Origin of the sequence: Alkalicoccus saliphilus (genome assembly GCF_003044065.1) — a bacterium.
Lineage (GTDB): Bacteria > Bacillota > Bacilli > Bacillales > Salisediminibacteriaceae > Alkalicoccus > Alkalicoccus saliphilus.
In genome coordinates this window covers 17,548-36,904 of sequence record NZ_PZJJ01000021.1, presented here as the reverse complement: position 1 = coordinate 36,904, position 19,357 = coordinate 17,548, and the positions used below count along the sequence as shown (strand labels likewise).

Annotated in this window: 19 protein-coding genes and 1 other annotated feature (1 of these 20 cut by a window edge); of the genes, 11 read left to right on the top strand and 8 right to left on the bottom strand. The window is 44.2% G+C overall.

Annotated elements, in window-relative coordinates; genetic code table 11:
- Nucleotides 1-236 precede the first annotated feature (236 nt).
- Nucleotides 237-1,163 carry a prenyltransferase gene (locus C6Y45_RS12170; RefSeq protein ID WP_107585502.1) on the bottom strand — a complete coding sequence of 309 codons (927 nt, stop codon included), beginning with the start codon at nucleotides 1,161-1,163 and terminating at the stop codon, nucleotides 237-239.
- 802 nt (nucleotides 1,164-1,965) lie between these two features.
- Here C6Y45_RS12170 and C6Y45_RS17205 point away from each other — a divergent pair.
- Complete coding sequence (locus C6Y45_RS17205) at nucleotides 1,966-2,163, top strand: hypothetical protein (protein ID WP_146159179.1); 198 nt, start codon at nucleotides 1,966-1,968, stop codon at nucleotides 2,161-2,163.
- Between the two features lie 228 nt (nucleotides 2,164-2,391).
- Here C6Y45_RS17205 and C6Y45_RS12155 read toward each other — a convergent pair whose 3' ends face one another.
- On the bottom strand, nucleotides 2,392-3,756 hold the full coding sequence (locus C6Y45_RS12155; protein WP_107585499.1) for an MATE family efflux transporter: 1,365 nt from the start codon (nucleotides 3,754-3,756) through the stop codon (nucleotides 2,392-2,394).
- A 284-nt stretch (nucleotides 3,757-4,040) separates the two neighbouring features.
- Here C6Y45_RS12155 and C6Y45_RS12150 point away from each other — a divergent pair, with 284 nt between their 5' ends.
- From C6Y45_RS12150 to C6Y45_RS12125, 7 genes are all read left to right on the top strand, one after another.
- Complete coding sequence (locus tag C6Y45_RS12150; RefSeq protein ID WP_107585498.1) at nucleotides 4,041-5,021, top strand: acrylyl-CoA reductase family protein; 981 nt, start codon at nucleotides 4,041-4,043, stop codon at nucleotides 5,019-5,021.
- A gap of 202 nt (nucleotides 5,022-5,223) precedes the next feature.
- Nucleotides 5,224-5,346, top strand: coding sequence for a hypothetical protein (locus C6Y45_RS18115; RefSeq protein ID WP_281260613.1), 123 nt, complete (start codon nucleotides 5,224-5,226; stop codon nucleotides 5,344-5,346).
- A gap of 302 nt (nucleotides 5,347-5,648) precedes the next feature.
- Nucleotides 5,649-6,260 carry a class I SAM-dependent methyltransferase gene (locus tag C6Y45_RS12145; RefSeq protein ID WP_107585497.1) on the top strand — a complete coding sequence of 204 codons (612 nt, stop codon included), beginning with the start codon at nucleotides 5,649-5,651 and terminating at the stop codon, nucleotides 6,258-6,260.
- Nucleotides 6,261-6,382: 122 nt separating this feature from the next.
- Complete coding sequence (locus C6Y45_RS12140; protein WP_107585496.1) at nucleotides 6,383-6,745, top strand: potassium channel family protein; 363 nt, start codon at nucleotides 6,383-6,385, stop codon at nucleotides 6,743-6,745.
- Between the two features lie 380 nt (nucleotides 6,746-7,125).
- Nucleotides 7,126-7,620, top strand: a complete 495-nt coding sequence (locus C6Y45_RS12135; protein ID WP_245922650.1) for a COG2426 family protein — start codon at nucleotides 7,126-7,128, stop codon at nucleotides 7,618-7,620.
- A gap of 385 nt (nucleotides 7,621-8,005) precedes the next feature.
- Nucleotides 8,006-8,242, top strand: a complete 237-nt coding sequence (locus C6Y45_RS12130) for a hypothetical protein (RefSeq protein ID WP_107585495.1) — start codon at nucleotides 8,006-8,008, stop codon at nucleotides 8,240-8,242.
- Between the two features lie 3 nt (nucleotides 8,243-8,245).
- Nucleotides 8,246-8,482: a hypothetical protein gene (locus C6Y45_RS12125; RefSeq protein WP_107585494.1), complete on the top strand. Its 237-nt coding sequence runs from the start codon at nucleotides 8,246-8,248 to the stop codon at nucleotides 8,480-8,482.
- Nucleotides 8,483-8,532: 50 nt separating this feature from the next.
- Here C6Y45_RS12125 and C6Y45_RS12120 read toward each other — a convergent pair whose 3' ends face one another.
- A complete protein-coding gene (locus C6Y45_RS12120; RefSeq protein WP_107585493.1) occupies nucleotides 8,533-9,468 on the bottom strand; it encodes an EamA family transporter in 936 nt (311 codons plus the stop codon).
- A gap of 302 nt (nucleotides 9,469-9,770) precedes the next feature.
- Here C6Y45_RS12120 and C6Y45_RS12115 point away from each other — a divergent pair, with 302 nt between their 5' ends.
- Complete coding sequence (locus tag C6Y45_RS12115; RefSeq protein ID WP_107585492.1) at nucleotides 9,771-10,481, top strand: DUF429 domain-containing protein; 711 nt, start codon at nucleotides 9,771-9,773, stop codon at nucleotides 10,479-10,481.
- 19 nt (nucleotides 10,482-10,500) lie between these two features.
- Here C6Y45_RS12115 and C6Y45_RS12110 read toward each other — a convergent pair whose 3' ends face one another.
- Complete coding sequence (locus tag C6Y45_RS12110; protein ID WP_107585491.1) at nucleotides 10,501-11,253, bottom strand: SDR family NAD(P)-dependent oxidoreductase; 753 nt, start codon at nucleotides 11,251-11,253, stop codon at nucleotides 10,501-10,503.
- Between the two features lie 688 nt (nucleotides 11,254-11,941).
- On the opposite strand from C6Y45_RS12110, the gene C6Y45_RS12105 reads away from it, so the two are divergent.
- The gene (locus C6Y45_RS12105) at nucleotides 11,942-13,150 is read left to right on the top strand and encodes a YeeE/YedE thiosulfate transporter family protein (protein ID WP_107585490.1); all 1,209 of its coding nucleotides are present in this window, start codon (nucleotides 11,942-11,944) and stop codon (nucleotides 13,148-13,150) included.
- 108 nt (nucleotides 13,151-13,258) lie between these two features.
- Here the strand turns inward: C6Y45_RS12105 and C6Y45_RS12100 are convergent, their stop codons facing one another.
- Nucleotides 13,259-14,374, bottom strand: a complete 1,116-nt coding sequence (locus C6Y45_RS12100; protein WP_107585489.1) for a DUF418 domain-containing protein — start codon at nucleotides 14,372-14,374, stop codon at nucleotides 13,259-13,261.
- 349 nt (nucleotides 14,375-14,723) lie between these two features.
- On the opposite strand from C6Y45_RS12100, the gene C6Y45_RS12095 reads away from it, so the two are divergent.
- The gene (locus C6Y45_RS12095) at nucleotides 14,724-16,448 is read left to right on the top strand and encodes a gamma-glutamyltransferase (RefSeq protein WP_107585488.1); all 1,725 of its coding nucleotides are present in this window, start codon (nucleotides 14,724-14,726) and stop codon (nucleotides 16,446-16,448) included.
- Between the two features lie 386 nt (nucleotides 16,449-16,834).
- On the opposite strand, the gene C6Y45_RS12090 is transcribed toward C6Y45_RS12095, so the two are convergent.
- The 3 genes from C6Y45_RS12090 to C6Y45_RS12080 all read right to left on the bottom strand — a co-directional run bounded on the left by C6Y45_RS12090 (nucleotide 16,835) and on the right by C6Y45_RS12080 (nucleotide 18,992).
- Complete coding sequence (locus tag C6Y45_RS12090; RefSeq protein ID WP_160058343.1) at nucleotides 16,835-17,260, bottom strand: hypothetical protein; 426 nt, start codon at nucleotides 17,258-17,260, stop codon at nucleotides 16,835-16,837.
- 240 nt (nucleotides 17,261-17,500) lie between these two features.
- Nucleotides 17,501-17,923, bottom strand: coding sequence for a pyridoxamine 5'-phosphate oxidase family protein (locus tag C6Y45_RS12085; RefSeq protein ID WP_107585486.1), 423 nt, complete (start codon nucleotides 17,921-17,923; stop codon nucleotides 17,501-17,503).
- A gap of 82 nt (nucleotides 17,924-18,005) precedes the next feature.
- Nucleotides 18,006-18,992 (bottom strand): 3'-5' exoribonuclease YhaM family protein, encoded by a 987-nt coding sequence (locus C6Y45_RS12080; RefSeq protein WP_107585485.1) that lies wholly within the window; start codon nucleotides 18,990-18,992, stop codon nucleotides 18,006-18,008.
- Between the two features lie 194 nt (nucleotides 18,993-19,186).
- Nucleotides 19,187-19,357: a binding site (T-box leader), on the top strand (it continues 73 nt past the right edge of the window).

Sequence of the window (19,357 nt, the reverse complement as noted above, 5' to 3'; positions counted from 1 at the left end):
ATGTCAAACATATTTATAAGAAGAGAATATGTAAAAAAGCCAATCTTTCGTAAATGGAAAAAGTACAGTTAACAGCTTAGCACAAGAACAGTTTATCAGGACAGCTATTCTTTTATTTTTTACAGAACCAGCTTATTATAATATGAATTTAGACAATTTCTGCTGGCTGTATAGAAAAAGTCTGCGGCCATAAAGGGAGTGAAAACAGGAGAGATATTCAATCTGTACACATCTATTTAAACGAAAATCCCAAGCCATACAGCAGTGAATACTGCCAAAAGGAGCAGTTTCTTTTCGCAGTCCGTTACTTCACGGACGTTTTCAGGATCGATTTTATGAATGAGAAAAAGAGATACTGTCACAGCACTCAGCGCACCAAACGCTGCCGCAGGACGATCCTGGACCATCCATAAAATGGGGATGATGGTCAGCAGGAGATAACCTGAAGCAGGAAAACTGGAGGCGTAATAACCAAATTTCTGAACTGCCCAGACCACTGTCGTTTTTTTGACAGGTTCCGCACGTTTGTCTGCTTTTATATCCGGAATATGATGGATCATCACCCAGGCAAGACAAAACAACGCGTTAATCAGCGCATTCTGCCATGTCCACACAGGTATCGTGCCGAGAGCGATCCAGGGGGCGGCTGTACCGAGAAGAAGAATGGATGGAAACAGGCTTGCCCATTCTCCAAAAAAAGGCCGATAACTCAGTCTCAGCGGTGGCATGGAGTATGAATAGGCGCCCCATACGCCGACTGTAAGCAGTACTGCAGTTTCTATTCTTCCGGCTATAATGCTCACTGCTGCCAGAGCGAGTAAAACAAAGGTGAGCCGGACTCCAATTTTTTTTAATCCTTCAGGTTTCATTACTCCAGTCTGAAGCACACGGCTCCCACCTGACAATAGGGCAGGGCTCCACTGGTCCGTCCCGGATTTATAGTCCGTATAATCATTAAATGCATGCGTAAGTACACCGTGTACAGCAAAAGCTGCTGCAATCAGCAGAAGAAAAAGCAATGCAAGATAACCTGGGTTAAGTTCCGTATAAAAAAGTAAAGGGAGCATACTGGACAGAATGGCAGCAGCACTGGAAGAAACAACAGCTGCAGACCGGAAGAGCATGCTCCATTTTTTAATGAATCCAGCGTTTGAAAAAGTCATTAATCTCCCTCCTTCCTTGATATATAAGTTCCCCCGGAGCACTCCCTGAAACCTCTCTTCTCAGGCACTCAGCACTAATTTTATGTTCAAAAGTGGTAAAGTCAGCCGCGGCGACTTGATGTTAGTAAAAAGCTTTTGTTATATGGCTGCCTTGAAAATAAAAAATGAACATTCGCTTACGTTTCCATGGCTCGGCCTTCACCGTTCTGGAGTCCCTCCATGTCCACTACAGCTTCCGGTAATACGACCACATCCTTTCATCTTTCGAAGGAAAAAGCAGAAGATGTACAACGAACGATAGGGAAGTTTGTTTTCACCTATTACGGTGCAATGATTTTGCATGGATGTCTCTGTTAAAGACCCGGTGTTGTTCTCGAAAGGCGCCTGGGCATCGGTTTTGCGGAATAAAGAACCGTGCTCATGAAAAGCAGAACTTATCTTCAGTCATCAACTGCCAACTTTAACATAGCTTATTATATAAACTTAATAATTAGTTTCTGTGAACAGACGCTTTCACTTCCACAGGTAAGCTTTCCAGGCGGGGCGGTTTCAGCTGCATATAGATATTTTATTCTGTTTATACAGCAGTTAATTTATCAGGAGGCAATGTCTGATCAGAAAATGAAAGTTCTACCCGCAAATAATAAATTAAATATTCAGAAAAATAAACAAATATGTTATAATGAACATAAGCAGACGGATTGTCCGCTTTCCCTTGAAAAAGAAATATTCCCTGCGGACGTTCATAAAAAGCGTCCGAAAACCAGCAGCTTGTTCTTTTACTTTACCGGAGGTGAGAAGGATGAAGCAGAAAGAAAGAAAAACAAAGCATTCCTTTACTGTTGACCCAAAGGAACGTTTTAAAGGTACGTGGATGCGTATGCAGGGAAGAAAACACAGAAATGATTATATGGAAAAAGGGAGACGCGGAAGATACGGCGAACCGCCGCCACTGCGAAAAAGCAGGGAGAATGATGAAAGAGAACCTCGTATCAAGTAAAAGATTTATACTAAAAGGAGTTGTATGGCAGGTGTCTTTTCTGAATAAAAATAAGCAGTCCGGCGCATCAGGAAAGTATTCCTGGTGCGCTCAATTTTTTTATGACTGCTTAATTCCAATACATAGTAAGCCGGAACGCTGTCTTTTATAATAGAAGTTTCGAACAATAAACGTGAAGTGTTCGACTTCCGTTGAAAAATCTTCCCTTATTCTGCTGAGGAAAGATTTTTATACTTCAGGGGATTCCTGTTCCACTCTTTTCTGCACGATGCGCAGCCGCACATAGAAGCCCGCTGCCGCGCATGTCAGTCCTAAAGTGATTCCCACCCACAGTCCAAAGGGACCGAGAGGAGACCAGGCGGAAAGACTGTATCCTGCAGGTATTCCAATCAGCCAATAGGAAATAAAAGCCGTAATAAACGGGATTTTCACATCCTTATATCCGCGCAGGACTCCCTGAAGACCGGATTGGGCTGCGTCAGACAGCTGGTATACGATAGCGATGAGAAAGAACTGGGAAGCAAGCAGTACTACTTCTCTGTCGGAAGTGTAGAAGTAGGAAATCTGCTCGCGGAAAAGAAATAAAAATACTGCACCGAACGCAAGAAATCCGATGCCGCCGAAAACACCGAGCCTGCCGTAGGATTTCGCTGCTTCAAATTTTCTGCCCCCTACAGAGAACCCGACTACGATGGTCAATGCCATAGATATGCTCAAAGGAATCATAAAAATCAGCGTCGTGAAACTGAGCGCAATTTGATGAGCTGCTACAGTTACTGTCGTAAACAGAATTCCCATGAGAAGAGTAACGACAGAAAATATACTTGATTCAAAGAATATGGACAATCCAATCGGGATGCCAATGCTTAACTGTTCCTTCCATTTTTTCCAGGATGGTTTCACCCAGGAAACGAAAATGCGGTAATGTCTTAATTCCGAGACGCGGAACGTCATCCACAGGCTGAAGAAGAAAATGATCCAGAACGTTCCAGCTGTAGCATAACCCGCTCCAATTCCCCCCAGTTCAGGAAGTCCAAAATTCCCGAAAATAAACCCGTAATTCAGCACAACATTAAAAGGCACGGCGGCAACTGTGATAATCATCGTCAGCCGGGTGAACCCCTGGCCGTCGAAAAAGTTTCTGAGCACATTTGCTAAAAACAAAGGAATAATACCAATGGACAAACCGACAAGGTAATGAAAGGCAATGTGCTCCACTGCCGGGTCGAGGTTCATGACAGAAATCAGCGGCTGAAGGCCCGCTGCTCCGGCTGCAAGAACGAGCAGTGCCATAGCAAAAGCAAGATACAGTGCCTGAGTAATGTTGTCACTGATTTTATCATGGCGTCCACTTCCGACAAGCTGGGCAATAATAGTAGTTACAGCAAGCAGAATACCGTTCATTCCGGTAAAAATCGGCATCCATAAGTTCGATCCTATTGCTACTCCTGCCAGGTCATTTGTTCCGACACGGCCTGACATAATCGTATCTACCAGGTTCATAGCAAATAAGCTTACCTGAGTGATCATAATCGGCCAGAGGATGCGGAGAAATAGCTGTATTTTTTCTTTCCTGGAATCTACGTGTCTCATAAGTTTCTCCTGTTCCTTATCGATAGAATATTAAATATGTAAGAACTGCATTCTATTTTAACAAAAAGCAGGAAAAGAAGCTCGAAAAGCTGAGCAGCTGTTAAGTCTGCTTATGTTCGAATGAGAATGCCGGGTTTTTAACTTGATATTAGATAGAGAAAAAATGATTTCCCGGAAATATTCGGATAGTGTGCATATGTACAGCAGGAAGAGGGAAAGGCTGATAACAGGCTGCCTGTGAAAAGGCAGAGACATTTCAGCCAATTATTCAAGGAGGCATCTGTATGACTCAGGAATTCAAGGCATTTGTAACTGATGGGGAGAAGAAAGGCCGTGTTGTTACTCGTTCTATGGAAGATCTGCCCGAAGGAGATGTAACGATAAAAGTTCATTATTCCGGAGTGAATTACAAAGACGGAATGACACTCGATAAAAACGCAAAAATTGCCGAGCATTACCCAATTGTTCCGGGAATTGATCTGGCAGGAGAAGTTGTAGAATCAAAAGATGGCAATATAAAACCGGGTGATGAAGTTATCGTTACAAGCTACGCACTCGGTACCGGGCATGATGGAGGCTACAGTCAATATGCCCGTGTGCCGGCGGACTGGGTCGTACCGCTTCCGCAAGGGCTGACGACTCGTGAGGCGATGATAATCGGCACCGCTGGTTTTACTGCGGCACTTTCTATTTATAAACTAGAAAAGCATGGACTTACGCCGGAGGATAAACCAGTTCTTGTTACAGGGGCCACAGGCGGTGTCGGAAGCATGGCTGTTGATATGCTTTCGAAAAATGGATACAGTGTAACGGCCAGTACTGGTAAAGAATCAGAACATGACTATTTAAAAAAACTCGGGGCTGACAGCATCGTCGGCAGAGATGAAGTTACTCCGGAAAAAATAAAGCCTCTCGGTAAACAAACGTGGGCAGCTGCTGTAGACCCAACCGGCGGAAAGCCACTCGCGTCCATCTTAAGTTCCACTAAGCACAATGGCGCCGTAGCCGTCAGCGGACTGACAGCAGGTGTGGAAGTGCCAACGACGGTAATACCGTTTATTCTCCGCGGTGTTGACCTGCTAGGTATTGATTCTGTTTACTGCCCAATGGATGTGAGAAAAGAAGTCTGGGATCGCGCCGCGTCAGATTTGAAGCCGCAGCATTTGGAGGAGATCGCCCAGGAAGTTTCGCTGGATGAACTGCAGGGCGCTCTGGATGATATTATTCAAAGCAAAATCAGAGGACGGGTTCTGCTGAAACTTTAATATATTGAAAGGCTGCTTAAAAAAAAAAGCAGCCTTTTTTTCTATTATTTCTTTCGCTGTCGGCCGAAGTATCTATCGCTGTTTGTTTACAGTCTTTATACGATTCCAGTAGAGTAAAAGACACAGGCAGACGAAAATCAAGAGGAGTGTGATAAACTAGAAATAGTAGAGAAACTTATAATTTTGAAAGGAGGAAAGGTTTATGCTGGCTGACATTACAGGTCTGGAAAATGTCGGTATGCCGCTTTCATTATTTATTGCAGTAATTGCTGCCGCGTTAACTGCCGGTGTTTTCTTAATAATCCGTCTATTGAAAAGCCAGTAAAATCAAGTGAGCCTTTTCTTTTACAATTCGCATAGGGGTCCCTGAGGTACTTTCTCAATGCTCATATCTTTCTTTTCGTTTAGATAGCTATTCCTATAAGTACGATAGTTAGTAGATAAGAAGAGACGAGGGAGGATTTCTTCTGAAGAGCTGAACCCGAGGAATCCAGGATCACATGTGAAAACTAATACATAATTAACGGGCGGGCTTATACCTGGCTGCCGCAGTTGAAGTAGTATGAGGTGAAAATCCCGGGAGTTTCCGGTACGCTTAAATAAGTTATTATAAAAGGAGAGTGTTTCATGTCGAAAAAAATGTGGGATAAAAATTTCGAGCAGAATGAATACATATATGGAAGTGAGCCGAACGCTTTTATAAAAGAAAAAGCATATCTTTTAAAAAGCCGCTCACGGGTGGCCTGCTTTGCGGAAGGAGAAGGCAGAAACGCTGTTTTTCTGGCGGAGCTTGGTCACGATGTTACAGCATACGATCAGTCGGAAGTAGGCCTGAATAAAGCGAGGGATCTTGCCGGTGAAACTGGTGTTTCTATAGAAACAGTGACGTCGGATTTGACTCACGCTGTTCCGCCGAAAGAAATTTACGACGCTGCCGTGATGGTTTTTGGTCACGTGCCGCGTGAATCCCAGAAATTTTTAGTTGATAATATGCTCCAGTCATTAAAGCCGGGAGGACTACTCCTTATGGAAGTATATTCGGAAGCACAGCTTCAGTACAATACAGGCGGTCCGCCGTCCAGAGAACTGCTGTACGACCCGGAACAGGTACTTCATTGGCTTCGTCCGCATTTCTGTCCTTACTTCTACTGTGGGGAAGCTGATCGTGTGGAGGGAACAAAACATACAGGAGTCGGGCATGTCATACAGGTTGTAGTTAAAAAGAAACTAGTAAAATAAGTTCCTGGGAGGGGAATAAAAAGGAACCGTCGAATTGTTCATGAACAATTCGACGGTTCCTTTTGAAGCTGTGGCTGCAGAATAAATAAGTCCCTGGGGGGCGGAGGAGGAAAACAAAAAAGATGATATCCTTTTTAATGACATTTTACAGGATGGTACGGGCAGTGGCACGTGGAGGAAAAGACCCGGAATTTCAGGTGCTATTAACGTTAATGGTTATAACTCTGTTATCCGGAACCTTCTTTTATGCCGGAGTAGAAGGTCTTCGTCTCCTGGATGCTTTTTATTTCAGCGTAATTACCCTTTCTACTGTCGGATATGGCGATTTTACTCCGCAGACGGACTTCGGAAAATTGTTTACGATAATTTATATTTTTACTGGGATAGGTCTTCTCGTTGCTTTTGCAGGAAAGATTTTTCATTATATTCAATTAAACAAAATGGAATTAAAAGAGGAAAGAAAACAAAAAAAACCAAAAATATAAAATGTCGAGTTTTTTAACGACCTGACAGCTCGGTTTCCCTCAGGACATCTAGCTCTCTTAGGAATGTTAAGAACCTTAAGGAAATACCCCTGCCGTGTCTTCCAATAACGAAGCGCCCTGCTGGGTAAAAACGTCCAAGTAAAAATCATACAAAAAGCCGGCTGAGAAATTAATTTTCCAGCCGGCTTTCTGCGCATTCAAAACAATACAGTTTCCCCTCTAACACTACGCCGTCAAGAAAACCATTCAAGCAGTAGACCGGCCGATGGCACATGAAGCATTCACCAATATATTCCTCCATTTAATAATCTCCTTCCATCTTTGCAGTAATTTATTATAGTATGAAAGGAAACAGGAAAAACTGCAAAGGAGCTGAATCATTGGAGGAAATCAGAGAAACAATTAAACATTTTATTATTGATCAATTCGGATTTCTCGGACCTCAGATCGTTATATTTATGATCTCTTTACTGCCGGTTATGGAAGTTAGAGGAGGAATACCTGCAGGAGCTTTTTTGGAAGAGGGTTTTATCAGCACGGTGCTAATTAGTACAGCCGGGAATATAGCACCTGTACTCCCGGTGCTGCTTCTATTCCAGCCGGTCAGCAGGCTGCTCAGAAAAATAGATCTGTACAACAAATTTTACCACTGGCTTTATGACAGGGTAATGCAGAAAGGAACAAAAGTTAAAAAATACGGAGGTTACGGACTTATCCTGTTCACGGCTGTCCCTGTTCCTTCTACAGGTGCTTACAGTGCCTGTCTTGCTGCCATTGTTTTTGGTGTTCCGGTACGGACAGCGTTTTTAGGCATCAGTGTTGGTGTAGTAATTGCAGGGATTATAGTAGGCATAGTCAGTTATCCGTTATTTTAAATGACACTTATAAAATAGCGGATGTTTTCAACAGAGATCATAACAGCTCTTAAAATAAAATTATATTATGTAAAATGTAAAGTGTAAAAGTGTGTGAATTTTTAAAAAACCGGATTTTATTTACCTTTCAGATGTATAATTAATTAACTTCATTAAAGTAAGATACTATCTTCTTTTGTATTTGTTATTTGTACATACTATTCAGATGTCGGATCAGCCGGCCCCTTAGTAATTTCTAATATTCTGCTCTTCCGCCCATTGGTCCTCACGTTTCAAAATATAAAGATAGAAAATCGAGGAGGAAAGGAGGTTCGTGACGGGTTGTCAGCAGCTCACCACATACTGATTTTTCCTGTATAAATCTACAAGAAAGGGATGTATGAAAATGAGACCGGGGAAAATAGTATTACTGCATCTTGTGGTGGTGTTAATTTTTGGACTGTTAGGAGCCTCTGCTGCGGGAGCCCATTCTTTTGGTTCGGACGTAAATAAACATCTGGCAGAAGTAAAACAGGTTACTGCTAAATATCATAACGTTGAAAATGCCATTGCTGATGGGTACAAAGAGGGCTCTCCTTGTGTGCCGTACATGGGGATTCATTATGTTAAAGAAAGCCGCTAGGATATGAAGGTGCATCATAAAAAGCCGGAGGTTCTCGTATACGAACCGATGAAAAATGGTAAATTAAAGCTTGTAGCTGTCGAATACTTGACACCAGGAGGAGATAGGCCGAGCCTTTTTGGACAGAAATTCGACGATGGTCCATTTCCTGGGTCCTATGCCCTGCACGCCTGGGTATGGAAAAATAATCCTGACGGTATGTTTGCAGCTAATAATCCAAAAGTAAAAGGCTGTAACTGAGTAGATTAAAACCCAGAAGGGAAGGCCTTCCGGGTCTTTTTTTTGCATAATTATAGTGCTTTGGATTCTGCTGGGGCTGAAGCAGCTTTTTTCTCGAAAGCCAGCAGAAAAGTCATTGCAATAATACATGCTGTCCCGAACCACTGGAATCCTCCAAACGGTTCCCCGAGCCAGAGGACGACGGTAAAAACAGCGGATAGAGGCTCGAGGCTGCCAAGAAGACTCGTTTCCTGGGGTTTCAGGCTCTGCAGGCTTTCAATATAGAACCAGAAAGCGAGCATTGTTCCAAAAATCACAACGAAAATTAAATATACATACATTTCCCCAGTAAAAGCTGTGAGGTTGACCGCCCATGGAGGATGTACAAAACTAAGGGCAGCCCCGCCGATTACCATGGCCCAGCCGACGATGACGAGAGAATCGAACCCTCTAAGCAGCGGAATGGCATAAAGTGTGTAAAACGCGAGGGCAGCTCCGGAAAGAACCCCCCAGATGATTGCAGGAGGCGGTACAGCGAGAGCGGAAAGCGACCCGTTCGTCAGCAGGAAAAAGCAGCCTGTCAGAGCCAGAGCGACTGTTATTATATCTTTTCCATTCAGTACCGTCAGGCGCCGCATAAGCAGATAAAAAATAATCATTACCGGTGCGAGGTACTGGAGAAGCGTGGCGACTGCAGCGTTCCCATAATTGATGGACGCCATATATGTATACTGGACAGCGAGCATTCCCAGCAGACCGAAAATAATAAGCGGGACGGCAGTGTGCCGATTTTTCCAGACAGCACCAACCTGGGAACGATCTTTCAGCAGAGACTGTATTACGAGCAGCAGAATTCCCGCGGTGAGAAGACGGACAGTTACGAGCCAGTCAACGGAAACATCGTGTTCCTGAAACAGACGCTGCGAAACAGCCCCGCCGATTCCCCAGCAGGAAGCCCCGATTATCACGAGAAGAAAGCCGGTAAGTTTAGATGGTTTTCCAGACAAAAAGAATCACCTCTATGTAGTTAATTGAACATCAGAAATCGATTTGTTTAATAGCGTCGAGTGTAAATGGTGGTTTTGTGGTTAGAGAAATTATGCGTTCCTGCGGTCTGAACCGGACGCTTCGTAGAATAGAGTTCAGTTGGACATGTCCTGCGCTGCAACATTTATCGTACCAAGCTCTGTACGTAAAGAAAAGATGAGTTTTCAATATAAGAGAAACTGAATTTTGACGATCTGTAATTATATAATCAAAGGAGCGTTTACTGCTTTTTTTAAAAAGCAGTAAAAAAAGGGGGAGAAGAATGAAAGCAGCAGGAATCGATGGATGCCGGGGAGGGTGGCTTACTGTCAGAGCTGAAAGCGGCTTTATTGTTTCTGTAGAATTAATAACTCACTTAAGTCTGTTGAAGATGAAGCCCAGTGAACATATCTGGATTGATATACCGATCGGAATACCGTCAGCTGCTTCTTATCCGAGAAAAGCGGAAGGGGCGGCAAGAAAATTGATTAAAAGCCGGTCCTCGAGCATTTTCACGGTCCCATGCCGGGAAGTGCTGTATACGGCAGAATACGATGAGGCGAACAGAAAGCACCGGGAGCTCACCGGTCATGGCCTTTCTAAACAGTCCTGGAATTTATTTTCGAAAATAAAAGAAGCAGAAATACTCGCAGGCCGCATGAAAGAGCTCCAGGTGAGCGAAGCACATCCGGAGCTTGTTTTTTATGGAATGGCAGGACAAACGATGACACACAGCAAAAAGAAAATAGAAGGGGTGCAGGAACGGCTCAATATATTAAAAAATTACAGTCCAAACGTCGAAAAACATTTTGACAAGGCTGCAGATAGATTTCTGCGGAAAGAAGCAGCAAAGGATGACATTATTGATGCAATGGCTTTAGCTGTTGCCGCCTCACATCCTGCGTTGGAACGAAAAACGGTGCTCCCGGCCGATGAACACAACGAAACTGACCGGTCGATGAATATTCATTACGCTGTCACAACGTATCATTAAAAAGGTTTACTACGTAAATTTATTTTAAGGAATAACCGCCGTCAACGACAAGCTCGGTTCCGATAATATAGGAAGCAGCGTCGGACGCCAGAAAGCGGACTGTATTGGCGATTTCTTCTGGATCTGCATAATAGCCGCGCGGGGATTCTTTGGATGACCTTTCCAGAGCTTCTTCGCCTCCATACGCCTTAATCGAGAGATCCGTTTTTGTCGGACCCGGGGAGATACAGTTTACGCGTATTCCCTGCCTGGCAAAGCGCAGAGCCGTGCTTTTTGTCATGGCCGTAATGGCTGCTTTAGTACCGCTGTAAGCAGGCAGCATTGGATTCACTTTATCATTCCCTAAAATAGCGGCATTGTTAATAATAACTCCGGATTTTTGTTTCTGCATAGCCTGAAGTGTATATTTCATGTAAAGAAAAACGGAGGTCTGGTTCGTTGCAATCAGCGTATTCCAGTCTTCTTCTTTCACCCGGGCGAGCGGTCCGCTGGCAATAGAGAGGACGCCGGCATTGTTGAAAAGTATATCGATCCGGGACTCTTCCTCGAGGAGCTGTTCGAAAAATCCGCTTATCTGTTCCGGATCTGTGTTATCCGTCTGATGAAAGCGGGCATAGCCATCCACTGCTTTTTCTACTTCTCTTCCTTTATCTTGTCTTCTTCCCGTGAAATGCACCCGTGCCCCGCGGGCAGCAAACTGCTTTACTGTTTCAGCACCGATACCCGACGTACCGCCGTTAACAACCACGATTTTACCTTCGAAATTCTCCATATAACTACCTCTTTTCTTTTTGTTTAACTTTTGTATAATATATTCACTGAAAACTGTATAACGAAACCTTTTCTGCACAGATCAGCTGTTAGTTTTAAAATTTTGTGCGTAAAACGGTCAATTAAAAAAATGGAGAAATGCACAAAAAATTATAATCAAAAAAATAATAAAAAAGAGTGGAATAAGAAATCAGGTATAAAAAAAGTCCCGTGAACAATTGATACGGTACTCGCTCGGCAGGGTCGGGGCATAGATTGATCCGTTACAAACCCTTTAAGATAAATCCTGAATTTTATGATCTGTTCCGGATTCGGACATGCTTTTAAAAAAGCATTAATAACTTTGTGGGTACCTCATGTAATTTAGAAAAAATATATAAAACTTTTTATCCTTTGTTTATCTCTCTTGTGTTAGAATGACCGGAAGATATATGGAGGCAGAGGGGTACTTCTGCAGTTCATATTTATTTATTAAAAGTGCGGTGTTTTCATTGTGTAAAACCAGGATGCAGCTTGATAGGCCTGATTTGAAGAAAGTCTTCGGAAAAAATACGAAACATTCCCCCGAATACAAAAAAACGAATCTTTAACTCCGAAATAGGGGAGAAGAGCCGCAGGCGCCTGCTGATAAAACACTTAGCACACACAGAGCTATTAGGAAGGTTTACTTCCAGAGAGAAGGTTAAGTTATGTCTGTAAAACAGTCGGCCGAAAGACCGGAATACCCGGAACCCCAGTGGATCATTGTTGCTGCGTTAATGGGGGTAGGAATTTTGTTTATGATCAGCGCGTACAGCGAAGAAGGTCTGCAGTTTCTGCTGTTGTACGTCGTTGGCATCTGCATAGGATTCACTCTATTCCATACAAACTATGGATTTTCTACAGTATACAAGCAGCTGCTTGAAGATGGTAATACGGAAATGCTCCGCGGGCATATGCAGAAACTTTTAATTGCAGGCTCTCTTTTTGCGCTTGTACTTGGCACACAGACCGCATTTTTTAACGAAAATCCGGAAGGTGCCATTTCACCGATTGGGGCGGGACTGATCGTCGGTGCGTTTCTATTTGGTTTTGGCATGAATATAGGAAGCAATCTTGCCCCGCAGGCGATGAGAACGATGAAAGGCGGCCGGACAGCACTTCTTTTTACGGTGTCGGGATTTGTTGTCGGCAGTACAGCAGGTGCAGCCCATTTTCCTTTCTGGAACCATACGCTCGGAGGAATTGGGGAAATTTCCCTGGCCGATAACACTCCCCTCGGATATTTCGGTGCCTGGATTGTCCAAAGCACCATTTTTATTGGAGTAATTATCGGCACCCATCTCCATCAAAAGCGTAAGATGCCGCCGCCGCTGCCAAAAATGCCGAAAGGTACGCACTGGCGGGAAGTGATTTTTCTTTCCTGGCCGATATGGGTCGGTGCAACAGTATTTGCACTTTTGAATGTTGCTGTCCTGATGATTCAGGGTACTCCATGGAAAGTAACGGCAGCATTTACCCTCTGGGGGTCAAAGTTGTCACAGTATGTTGGGTTCGACCCTGCTTCCTGGCGTTACTGGGGGGAAGAAGAAGCCGTCACTGAATTAACAAATTCATTGTTTGCCAGCAGTGTAGGTGTGCTTAACATGGGTATCGCCGTTGGAGCTCTCCTGACGATGGCTCTGGCCGGACTGATGCGTTTCAGTAAAATTTCGCTTCAGGCGGCAGCAGTCGCATTATTGGGCGGGCTGTTGATGGGATATGGAGCTGCAATTTCGTTTGGAGCTAACGTGGGAGCTTATTTCAGCGGTATTGCCTCGATGAGTCTGCACGCCTGGCTGTGGACATTTATGGCAGTTGCAGGTGTTTACACCGCTTATTATGCAAGCCGGAAGCTCCCATTTTTGAAAAGTAACTAGTTCGAATCTCCGTTTTATTTTCAAGGAAGTCAAATCAGTAAAAAACATACGCTGCATCGAAAATCAGTACGTTCGAAAACCGGGCCTTGTCAAATGAGGCCCGGTTTTTTACTCGTATGGTTTTCTTTGAATAGGAACGATTTTCCCGTGCGTTCCGATACGCCACAGCCACTCAAACGGCCCGAAATAGAACTTTTTCATCCACAGCCAGCTGAAAACCATCTGCAGGGCAAACAGAAGCATGCCGATACTAAGAGCAAAGAAATAGGAAGGCTCGTTCCAAATACCGATTTCAACAAATATTGATCGACCCGTCGTAAACAATGTTACAAATACTAGAGACTGTATTAAATAGTTCGTAAAGGTCATCCGTCCAATTGGTTTGAAAGGAAGCAGAAGAGAAGAAGCAGAATTTTGAGTGGTTCCCCAAAGAAGAACTCCAAAAAGCACGCTTAAAGTGAGAATAAAAGGATAAAACGTTTCCAGCCCGTTAACAGCTGGACTGTTAATTTCATAAAATAAAGCAGTTTTTCCAGCTGTTCCAATTGTAAACAAGACAGCAGAAGCAACCCAAAGTTTATTTCGATGGGACGCTGTAAGTGCTAATATGTTTACCCTGTAAAAATACATCCCCAGAAGAAAAAATCCTAAATGAAGCGACATCGCTTCTGCTTCTATTAAAACGTATTCGTACCCGGGAAAATTTGCAGCCGCTGGTAAAGAATCTTTTAAAAAAACCGATATGTCTAATACATAAGGACTGTAATGGTTGAAGATATCCATTCCTACCGTATAAATCAACCAGAAAGCCAGACCGGATATGAAAAGCCACAGGGACGGCAGCCTCATAAATAAAAGCAGGATAAATCCTGCCATAGCGAATTTAAACAGTATGTCACCAGACCAAATCATCGTACCGTGCACTGCACCTGCGAATCCTAGAATCAGAAGCCTTCTAAGGAGAAGCGGATATGGATTTTGATTTTTTTCAAGCGTCCGGTCGTAAATTAGCACCATGCTTATCCCAAACATAACTGCAAAAAGTGGTCTCGCACTGTCCTCAACCAAAATAGTCAGAAAGATTTTTAAAGCCGGCTGGGAATCCGACATAACGTCAGCGAGATAGGGGATATTAATCAGAAAAATACCGAGGAGTGTGAATCCCCGGAGTTCGTCCAGAACCTCTATCCTTTTTCCCTGGCGGAGATCGTTAGCAGTTTTCATGATTGACGTCCTCTTTTCTAACTGTTTCCCGAGCCTTCTAATATAAAAGAAAAGTCACAGTTGTTTTTAGAATATCATTCTAAAATAGTTTAATGAAAAAATCAGGATAATTGAACCAGAACGATCAAAAATGAGTTGATTCTACTATCTTAAATATTTTAAATACTGTTATATAGTCCTTAAGTGGAGGGAGCTGGTTCCACATTTAGTTCGCAGTTAATAGACAAACAGATGAATGTCTGGTATGAATACAACAAGAAGATAAGCCAGAAAGTTTTTAATACAATACCCTTTATTTTCAAAATTTAGACGGGCAGGTTTGAATTAAGGTAAAAGGAGTACGGATGATATGAGGAAAAGAGCAGATATAAATAGTGTGATTAACTGGAAAAACAGCTTAGTGTGGACATCTATGCTGTTTTTAGTAGCCGCCTGTTCCCCGGAAAACAATAGGGAAGAAGAGCTTGCAGATCCAAAAAATAACAACAATATTGAGGAAGAAAATGCAAGAGAAGAACTTGAGGAAGAGAATTTGCAGGAAGATACAGACGAATCAGAAAAGCAACCAGAAGAAGAATATTCATACGGAGTGAGTGCCGGACATCCTGCTGCAGTAGATGCAGGCATGAGTGTGTTGGAAGACGGGGGGACAGCGGTGGACGCAGCTATTGCTGCAGCTTTTGCTGTTTCTGTTGTTGAACCTTTTGCTTCCGGTATTGGGGGTGGGGGTTCAGCACTTGTGCATGAGCAGGGGGAAAATCCTCAGGCATACGACTACCGTGAAGTCGTACCGGAAGAAGGCATTCCCGCTTCCGATACCGGAGTCCCCGGGTTTACAGCCGGTATGGGAGAGCTGCATGAAGATTACGGTAGTACTGCATGGGAAACGCTTTTGGATCCGGCTGTTTCTGCTGCAGAATCTACAGAGGTTTCAGAGCTGCTGGCCCAGCAGTTTGTGTCCGGACAGAGCCGTCTGCCTGTAGATCAGCTTCCGCATTTTTATCCGGGAGGAAATCCACTGAATGCAGGGGAAACATTGGAGCAGGAGGAGCTTGCTGAAACTCTCCAAACAATTCAGCAGGAAGGACCGGAGGCTTTTTATGAAGGAGCGGTTGGAGAAGCTCTTACGGAAAATATAGAGGGGATGGACCAGAATTCCCTCAGTAGTTATGAAGTTGGACGGCATGATCCTGTCCAGGGGGAAGTTTTCGGCTATGAAGTGATTGGGGCAGCTCCTCCTCTTCCGGGTATGAGCGTCATACAGATGCTGCAGATCATGGAAGAAAAGGGAGCAGGAGAGGTGGAGCGGACCAGTACAGAATTTATTCACACCGGAGCAATGGCCTGGAGAGCGGCTTTTCAGTATCTTGAAACAGATGCCGGAGATCCGGACTTCGTGGATGTCCCAGTGGAGGAAGTGACCGATCCAGAACGAAATGCTGAACTGGCGGAAGAGATTTCTGAAGACAGTCTTCTCGAGGTTAACGAAAGCGAGTCTTATGGAGGCATCGATCCGAATACGACCCATATTAACGTGGTGGACAGTGAAGGCACTATCGTTTCCATGACGAATACACTGACAAATTTCTGGGGATCTGGAGAATATACGTCCGGCTTCTTTTTAAATAACCAGATGGCGCGTTTCAGCATCGGCCGTGGTGAAAACAATGAGCCGGAACCCGGACGCCGGTCGATTACATGGTCGTCACCGATGCTCCTGGCGGATGAAGAAGGGCCGGTTCTCGGTATCGGCAGTCCCGGGGGTGAACGTATTCCTCTTATGCTGGCCCAGGTAATAACGGACTGGTCGTCTGGTGAAACAAGCATGGAGGAAGCAGTGGAAGCCCCGCGTTTTCATCTGGACGGCTCAGACCTAATCTTTGAAGAAATGCCCGGCACAGAACAGCAGGAAGCCCTGCGCAGCATAGGATATGCAGAAATAAGAGAGCAGCCTACCCCGCTTTATTTCGGTTCCATACAGATGGTCGGTATCAACAGGGAAAGGGAAGATATAGAAGGAGGGGTGGACGCCCGGCGGGAAAGCACCTGGCGTTCTGAAAGCAGTGAAGAGTAACAAATACAAGCAGGCGCGGGGCTCCCCTGCCTGCTTCGGCTTGTTGATTAAATGATCGTTTTGGAATATTTATTCCAGTCAGTGTATAGACTCCTTCTCTCACCGAGCCTGCCGTGGGGCTGGTCTTCAGCTGTTTGGCCTGCGCCATGAATAAGGATCTTCAGCCTGCGCTGAAATCCCACCGGCGTCTCCGCCGTTACGGAGGGAAAACCACCCCTTTATCGAAGAAAACGGCTTCAATAAAGGGGGACATGGTAAAAAACCTTTTTTCTATTTCCCTGCTGCAGCCGCAGGGGCGAAGATCCGTTTAGGAAGAAATCAGCTGAAGCCGGCCCGCCCGGAAGCGTCCTGCGGATGCGAAAGCAGGGACATGTATAAATAATACTTTATAAACAGCCTGACAAGCAGGACAGACTGCCGATGTTCCTAAGCTTTAAAGAATAAACTCCAAAGGCCGCAGTAACGAGAAGAATGGCCGTATCAAACAGGGAATACAGGTGTCCAAATGTTTCCAGACGGTCGAATATAGTAAACGTTATTACGATCAATAAAAGCATTGCTATAAAGGATATAAAAGCAGCTTCCGGTGCCAGCCTGTGGCGAATCAGAAGCAGAACGGGTGCCAGAAGGCCGCCGGCAATATTAACAGCCCAGACTGCTGAAAGAAAAAGTGGATAATCTGTAAAATAATCAATAACCGCTGTTCCGCGATCGAGCGACAATAAATAATCTTCATTCAATGTATGCACCATCACATAATCATACAGGCCGATAAGATAAAGAGCGAATAGCAGAATACTCGTTATCCACATGTGCCACGAGGGTGAGCGGGAGAAGGAACCCACGGCCTCTTCAGCTCCTTTCAGAAGTTCTTATGCAGCTTTATTCCAGGACGTACGCATAAAGAGAGACCGGTACTGTAACGTTTTTTGCTCCTTTTTCTTTATTTGCTGTGGAGCTCCAGTGACGATTTCAAAAGACGACAACGATTACGGGTCAATGCTATGTAAAAAAAGGAGCTGTCCCGGGACAGCTCCTGAAAATGCTTTCGTTTACAGATCCAAGCTGTGCGGCGGTTCGCCTCTGCCATTCATAAGGCGGACATATTCCGGCTTGATTTCAAGGAATATCAGCTTCGGATCATCTTTTCCGTCAAACCAATTATCAAGTTCATCGGTCCAGAGGTCTTCAATCAGCTCTTTATCGTCACGGATGGAAGCTGTACCGGTCACTTCCACGTATTCATCACCAAAACCTTCACCCTGATAGCCGAGAAGAACGTGAACATTGGAATTTTTATCAATTTCTTCAACTTTGTACGTTTCACGGCTTGTAGGAGTGTACATGGTTTTATCTTTATTAAGGAAAGTCATATATCGTGCATACGGTTTGTTATTCTCGACTGTAGACAGGATACCGATGGCATTATTGTCAATTATTTCTTCAATCCGCTGTCTAACTTGTTTTTGATCCATTCTTGAAACTCCCCTTTATTATTTATTCTTTACAGAGGGAGTATTCCTGTTTTTCTTCTCTGTTAAACAAACAGGATAGCTTTTATTCATCGATCGACGGTTTATATATTTTTCCGAGCGGAAATACTTTTGTGAAATGCCCTTCCGGAGCTTCTGCCAGACCGCGGTCTATCATGTTAATCCGGGAATCAATCATATCGATCAAATGGATAATATGGGCTTCAAGTGTTTTAGGTTCAACCGGGGAACCCCATTCCAGCCGTCCGTGGTGACTGAGGATGCAGTGCTGCAGCTGATAGACGGCTTCCTGCTCAAGCTTTGTCAACTGGGCTTTTTCTCCTCTGGCGGCGAGAATTTTCTGCACTTCCCGGTCCACGAGCATGGAAGACATGGAAATATGACCGATAAATTCTCCAGGGACGCTGTACTGAGGAGCAATATGATTTGTGTATTCAAGAATTTTGGAAGCGTCGTGAAGAGTAATGCCGCCGATAATGAAATCTTTGTTCACAGAGGGATAGCGACGGGACACGTCCCTGCCAAGCCGGATCATACAAACAGTGTGATAAAGCAGGCCGCCGACAAAGGAATGATGATTTTTCACCGCAGCAGGATAGCTGGAAAATGGCTTTTTATATTTCGTATAAACAGTAGAAACGATTTCCTGAATCAGCGGGTCCATAATCTCTTCTATGTAACCTTCCAATTCCTTTTGCAGGTCTTCAATTGGTTCGGGAGCTGTTTCCAGGTACTCGGAGAGATTCACTTCATTTTCTTTCACCGGGCGGAAGGAGCGGGCAGTCACCTGCAGCTGATCCTGATAGGTGGAAGTGTCACCCTCAAAATAAATAATACGGCCTTCCTGAAGAACCTCTTTTACTTCCTCTTCCCGGCCGTTGATCTGATCACTCCAAACTTTAACGGGGAGTTCTTTCGGTCCTTTCGCAATACTTAAATTATAAAAAGGGTCGCCTTTTTTCGTCTGGGCAAGCTGGGCCCCCCGGATCAGACCGAAACCTTGAAACTGCTGATTCGGCTGGTCCAGTAAAGCTAAATCGTCAATAATCATGCGATCACTTCTCCTAAAGATATTTTCTTTATTTTAGCATATTCTGCTCCCGATAAGCTTGAATAACAGGTGGGAGCGGTTTTTACAGGTACACATCTGAATCATAATTATGTTGACAAAAAAATTGCGGCAGTTATAATTGAAAACAATATATGCATAACGAAGATTTGTTTATACATTTCGGAGTATAAGAGATAAAAGCAATGATAAGAACGAGTAGCTTTAACAGAAGCAGACAGAAAGCAGCCGGGTGATGAGAGGCGCATGTGGAGTTAGGGTGAATACATCTTGGAGCTGTGTACCGAACTGACAGTAGGCTGCACCGGGTTTGCATCCGTCATCCATGCAGAAGTATCGCTGCGGCT